The organism is Modestobacter sp. KNN46-3 (assembly GCF_011039295.1).
The window spans coordinates 1-5,679 of sequence record NZ_JAAKGN010000228.1 but is presented as its reverse complement, the minus strand read 5'-3'; the positions used below and the strand labels follow the sequence as shown (position 1 = coordinate 5,679).

Here is a 5,679-nt window from a genome sequence, read left to right as displayed (position 1 = left end):
GGTCGACGCCGCCCCATCCGGCCTGGCCGGCGACCAGGAGCGGCAGATCGGGGGCGCCGGGGAGGGCCAGCGCCGCCAGCAGCACGTCGAGCCCCTTGCGTGGCTCGAGGGTGGCGAGCCTGTGCAGCGGCGGTCGACAACTCGCCAGCACCGTGCCGGGGAGCCGGTGGCCGGCGGGTTAGCGTCGCGCGTGCCGTACTCCGCCGTCCGGGAACGCGCCGCCACGGACTCGTCTGCCGTGGCCGGCTCCGGGCGTCTCGCAGCCGGCGGTCCGGCGAGCCGGGTCACCCGCACGCTCGACCTCGCGGTCCTGGCCGGGCTGGCCCTCTTCGCCGCCTGGACCGCTGCCTACCTCCTGGCCCTGGCCGGTGCGATCCCGGCGGCCTGGGCCTTCTGGGGGTGGGTCGCCCTCGTGCCGGTGGTCGTGATCGCCGTCCGGCGGTCGCTGGCCCCCACCCTCGCGGCCTCCCCGGTGGCCGGGCCGTGGGTGCCGCTGGCGGTGTCGGCGCTCCTGGCGGGCCTCGCGGCCGTCATCGTCCGGCCTGACCTGGACGACGCGTCGTACGTCGTCCGCACCACGTGGATCGCCGCGCACGGCGACGTCCGGGTCGGGGACGTCATCTTCTCCGGTGGCCAGTGGCCCGGACTGCCGGCCCAGACCCCCTACCTCCCGTCCATCGAGGCGCTCCTGGGCTGGGTCTCCCGGGTGACCGGTCTCAGCGTGGGCGACGTGGCCTACGTCCTCCTGCCCCCGCTGGCCACGGCGGGCGCGGTCTGGGCGCTCTGGATGCTGCTCCGGGCGTGGCGGGTCCGTCGCCCCGCGGTCGGGCTGCTCCTCGCCACCCTCTTCATCGTGCTCGGGGGTGCGACGCACGCGTCGTGGGGGAACCTGCACCTGGCCCGCATGTGGCAGGGCAAGGTCCTGTTCCTCGCCATCGTCGTCCCGTTGCTCTACGCGGCGTGCGCCTGGCTGTGGGCCGCGAGGGCCGGGCGGGAGCGCCGGGCCGCGATCGCGGTGGTGGGGCTGGCGTCCGTGGCGGCCGTCGGCCTCACCCCGGCTGCCGTCTTCGTGGTCCCCGGGGTCGTCCTGGCCGGCAGCGTGCCCGGCGCACTGCGTCGCCGGTGGGCCGACGTCGGTCTGCTCCTGGCGATCGGCGCCGGCCCAGCACTGGCCGCCGGTGTGGTGATGCTCGTCGCCGGGGGCACCGGGCGGGGCGGTTTCGTCCCGAACGCCGCCGGTGAGGACCCCTGGGAGAAGGTGCTCGGTACCGGTCTCCCGGCCGTCGTGGCCCTCGCGGCGGCCGTCGTCGTCGTTGCCGGCTGCCTCCTGCCGGAGCGCTGGGCGACCTGCGCCCCCGGGGCTCGCTGGACGGCGCTGGCGGCGGTCGCCGCCGGCCTGCTCATCGCGGTGCCGGCGCTCTACGACCTGGCCGGGACGGTGATGGGGACCGATGCCATCGCGTGGCGGCTGACCTGGATCGTCCCCGTGCCGGCCCTCGTCGCGTTGCTCGGCGGGGTGCCCGGCCTGGTGAAGGGCGGTGTGGTCGCCGTGGGCGCGGCAGCCGCGCTGCTGGTGGGAGGACTCCCGTTGTGGAGCCCGCTGAACGGGGCGACCGTCGCCGCGCCGGGCACGTGGGAGCTCCCGGCCGGTCCGCTGGCCGCGGCGCGGTGGGCGGCGGCCGAGGCGTCCGGCGAGCGTGTGCTGGCGCCGGTCGACGTGGTCGCAGCGCTCGGGGTGGTCCAGCCCGACGCCCGTCCGGTCAGCTCCCGCCGGGAGTACCTCGAGGTGTACGCGGATCGGCCCGGAGCTCAGGTCGCCACGCGTCTGCTGCTCCAGCGGCTGGTCGAGGGAGGCACGGACCCCGCCGACCTGGCGCGCGCTCCCGAGGCACTGACGACGTTGGACGTGGGCGTGGTGTGCCACCGCACCGGACTCGTCGAACTGGCGACCGTCCTCGAGGGGCAGGGCATGGAGGTCGGCTACACCGGGACCGACGACCTCGTCTGCCGGGTGCGGGCCGCCTGACCGGGGCGCGTGACCGCGCCCCTCGCCGTCCCCACCTCGGCCTGCGGAGCCGGAGGCCGAGGTGGGTCGACGGGGAGGACCTCGTCCTCAGTCCAGTCCGGGCTCGGCCAGGAGGTTGAGGAGGTAGTCGCCGTAGCCGCTCTTCTGCAGGGGCTTGGCGAGCGCCTCGAGCTGCCCGGCGTCGATGTAGCCCCGCCGCCAGGCGATCTCCTCGATGCAGCCGATCTTCCAGCCCTGCCGGTCCTCGACCACCCGGACGAACTCCGAGGCCTGCATCATCGAGACGTGCGTGCCGGTGTCCAGCCACGCGGTGCCACGCTCCAGCACGGTAACGGTGAGCTCGCCGCGGCGCAGGTACTCGTCGTTGATCGCGGTGATCTCCAGCTCGCCTCGCTCGCTGGGCGTGATCTTCGAGGCGATCTCGACGACCCGGTTGTCGTAGAAGTAGAGGCCGGGCACCGCGTAGTTGCTCTTGGGCACGGCCGGCTTCTCCTCGATGGAGATGACCCGGCCGTCGGCGTCGAACTCCACGACGCCGTAGTCGCGGGGGTTGGCCACGTGATAGGCGAAGACGCGGCCACCGATGGGGTCGGTGTTGGCCCGGAGGTTCTTGCCCAGGCCGGTGCCGTAGAAGATGTTGTCGCCGAGCACGAGCGCCACCGGCTGGTCGCCGATGAACTCCGCGCCGATGACGAAGGCCTGGGCCAGCCCCTCGGGCTTCGGCTGGACGGCGTAGCTGATCTCGATGCCGACGTCGGAACCGTCGCCGAGCAGCCGCTGGAACTGCGCCTGGTCGTCGGGGGTGGTGATGATCAGGACCTCACGGATCCCGGCGTTCATCAGCAACGACAAGGGGTAGTAGATCATCGGCTTGTCGTAGATGGGCATCAGCTGCTTGCTGATGGCCTTGGTGATCGGGTAGAGCCGGGTGCCACTTCCGCCCGCCAGGATGATGCCTCGCATCGGGTCAGCGTATCGGCGACGTCCGGCAGCGGCCCTCTCGTAGTCTCGAACAGCCCCCACCCGCCTCGACCGCCCCCGGAGTCACTCCTGAGCAACCGACCTCGCGTGCTCGTCGACGCCACCGCCGTACCCGCCGACCGGGGTGGGGTGGGCCGCTACGTCGACGAGCTGCTGCCGGCGCTGCAGACCGAGGGTGCGGACCTGGTCGTCGTCTGTCAGGCGCACGACGTCGCCCACTACCAGCGGCTGCTCCCCGGCGTCGAGCTGTTGGCCGCGCCCGCCGGGATCGGCCGGCGGCCGGCCCGGCTGGCCTGGGAGCAGGTCGGCCTGCCGCTGCTGGCCCGGCGGGCCCGCGCCGACGTGCTGCACTGCCCGCACTACACGATGCCCCTGGCCGGAGGGCTGCCCGTCGTGACGACGCTGCACGACGCCACCTTCTTCACCCACCCGGAGCTGCACCTGGCGGTCAAGCGCCGGTTCTTCACCACCTGGACCCGGGTGTCCCTGACCCGGGCTGCCCGGTGCATCACGCCGTCGGCCGCCACGCGCCAGGAGCTGGTGCGGGTGGCCGGTGCCGACCCCGCCCGGGTCGACGTCGCCCACCTCGGGGTGGACGCTGCCCGGTTCCACGTCCCCTCGGACGCCGAACGCGCGGCGGTGCGGGAGCACCTCGGCCTCCCCGGCCCCTACGTCGGTTTCCTCGGCACGCTGGAACCGCGCAAGAACGTGCCGGCGCTCATCCGGGCGTGGAGCGCGCTGACCGACCCGCCCGCCCTGGTCCTGGCCGGGGGCCGGGGATGGGATGCGGAGGTGGACCGGGCGGCCGCCGAGGTGCCGGACACGCACCGGCTGCTGCGCCCGGGCTACCTGCCGCTGGAGATGCTCGCCGGCTTCCTGGGTGAGGCGACGGTGGTCGCCTATCCCAGCCTGGGCGAGGGGTTCGGCCTGCCGGTGCTGGAGGCGATGGCCTCCGGTGCGCCGGTGCTGACCACCCGGCTGCTGTCCCTCCCCGAGGTCGGCGGCGACGCCGTGGCCTACACCGAGCCCGACGCACCGGCGATCACCGTGGCGCTCCGGGACCTCCTGGCCGACCCCGTCCGCCGGGCCGAGCTGGCTGCCGCCGGCCGGGCCCGCGCGGCGTCGTTCGACTGGCGTGCCTGTGCCCGGGCGCACCTCACTGCCTACGCCGCGGCGGCCGCGGCGTGACCGGCCCGCTGCGCGTCGTCGCCGTCACCTACTCGCCCGGTGAGGCGATCGAGGGCCTCCTCAGCAGCCTGCGGCGGGCGACGACCCGACCGCTGGACGTCGTCCTCGCCGACAACGGCTCGACCGACGGCTGGCCCGAGCGGGTCGCGGCCGGTGCGGACGACGTCCGGCTCCTGCCGATCGGCGGGAACGTCGGGTACGGCCCGGCCGCGAACGCCGGGTTGGCCGACCTGCTCACCGGCTGGGCGGTGGTGGTCAACCCCGACGTCCGGTTCGAGGACGGCGCCGTCGACGAGCTGCTCGCCGCGGCGGCCCGCTGGCCCCGGGCCGCGACCCTGGGGCCGGCGATCCACACGCCGGAGGGGGCGCTGTACCCCTCGGCGCGGGACCTGCCCTCGCTCTCGACCGGGATCGGTCACGCCCTGCTGGGCTGGGCATGGCCCAGCAACCCGTGGACCGCCCGCTACCGACGCGAACGGGAGGCGCCCCGGGAGCGCCCCGCGGGCTGGCTGTCCGGGTCCTGCCTGCTGGTCGACCTGGAGGCGTTCCACTCGGTCGGCGGTTTCGACCCGGGCTACTTCATGTACTTCGAGGACGTCGACCTGGCCGAGCGGCTCGGCCGGCGCGGCTACCTGCACGTCTACGTGCCCACCGCGGTGGTGGTGCACGAGGGCGGCCACGCCACCCGCCGGGAGCCGCACCGGATGCAGCGGGTGCACCACACCAGCGCCCTGCGCTACCTGTCCGGCCAGTACCCCCGCCGGCGGCACGCGCCGCTGCGCTGGGTGCTGCGCGGCGGTCTCGGCGCCCGGATGCTGACGTCCTACGTCAGTGCGCGGGTCGGTGCGGGCGCGCAGCCGCAGCAGCGCGCCGAGCAGCTGCCCGGTCGCCGCCGGTGGCGCAGACGATGACCTCCCCGACGGACTGGAGTCAGCAGTGCAGCACGCGGTGATCATGGCCGGCGGGTCCGGCACGCGGCTGTGGCCGCTGTCCCGGGCCGCCCGGCCCAAGCAGCTCCTCGACGTCGTCGCCGACGGCGCCGGGGCCCACAGCCTGCTCGCCGAGGCGTTCACCCGGCTGCAGGCCGTGCTGCCCACCGAGCAGATATGGGTCTGCACCGCCGCCCGGTACGGCGACCAGGTCCGGGCTGCGCTGCCCGAGCTGCGCGCCGACCGGCTGGTGCTGGAGCCGGTCGCCCGGGACACCGCCAACGCCGTCGGGCTGGCCGCGGCGCTCGTCGCCGACGTCGACCCGGACGCCGAGCTGGCCGTGGTCAGCGCCGACCACGTGATCCGGCCGGTCGAGCGGTTCGCCGACGCGCTGCGCACCGCCTACGACCTGCTCGCCGTCCGGCCGCGGGCGCTGGTGACCCTGGGCGTCACCCCGACGTCGCCGGCCACCGGCTTCGGGTACGTGCAGAAGGGCGCGGCGACCGAGGTGGCCGGCGCGAGCGAGGCCGCCTCGTTCCGGGAGAAGCCGGACCG

Annotated in this window: 5 protein-coding genes; 4 read left to right on the top strand and 1 reads right to left on the bottom strand. The window is 75.1% G+C overall.

Annotated elements, in window-relative coordinates; genetic code table 11:
- Positions 1–190: 190 nt before the first annotated feature.
- The gene (locus tag G5C62_RS25240; protein WP_164703177.1) at positions 191–2,026 is read left to right on the top strand and encodes a DUF6077 domain-containing protein; all 1,836 of its coding nucleotides are present in this window, start codon (positions 191–193) and stop codon (positions 2,024–2,026) included.
- Between the two features lie 87 nt (positions 2,027–2,113).
- Here G5C62_RS25240 and rfbA read toward each other — a convergent pair whose 3' ends face one another.
- A complete protein-coding gene (gene rfbA / locus G5C62_RS25235; RefSeq protein WP_036333817.1) occupies positions 2,114–2,989 on the bottom strand; it encodes a glucose-1-phosphate thymidylyltransferase RfbA in 876 nt (291 codons plus the stop codon).
- 105 nt (positions 2,990–3,094) lie between these two features.
- On the opposite strand from rfbA, the gene G5C62_RS25230 reads away from it, so the two are divergent.
- From G5C62_RS25230 to G5C62_RS25220, 3 genes are all read left to right on the top strand, one after another.
- The gene (locus G5C62_RS25230) at positions 3,095–4,195 is read left to right on the top strand and encodes a glycosyltransferase family 1 protein (protein ID WP_036333819.1); all 1,101 of its coding nucleotides are present in this window, start codon (positions 3,095–3,097) and stop codon (positions 4,193–4,195) included.
- On the top strand, positions 4,192–5,106 hold the full coding sequence (locus G5C62_RS25225; RefSeq protein ID WP_164703176.1) for a glycosyltransferase family 2 protein: 915 nt from the start codon (positions 4,192–4,194) through the stop codon (positions 5,104–5,106). The genes G5C62_RS25230 and G5C62_RS25225 overlap by 4 nt, the downstream gene beginning before the upstream one ends.
- Positions 5,107–5,131: 25 nt before the next feature.
- Positions 5,132–5,679: sugar phosphate nucleotidyltransferase (locus G5C62_RS25220; RefSeq protein WP_164703175.1), on the top strand; the 548-nt coding region annotated here is incomplete at its 3' end.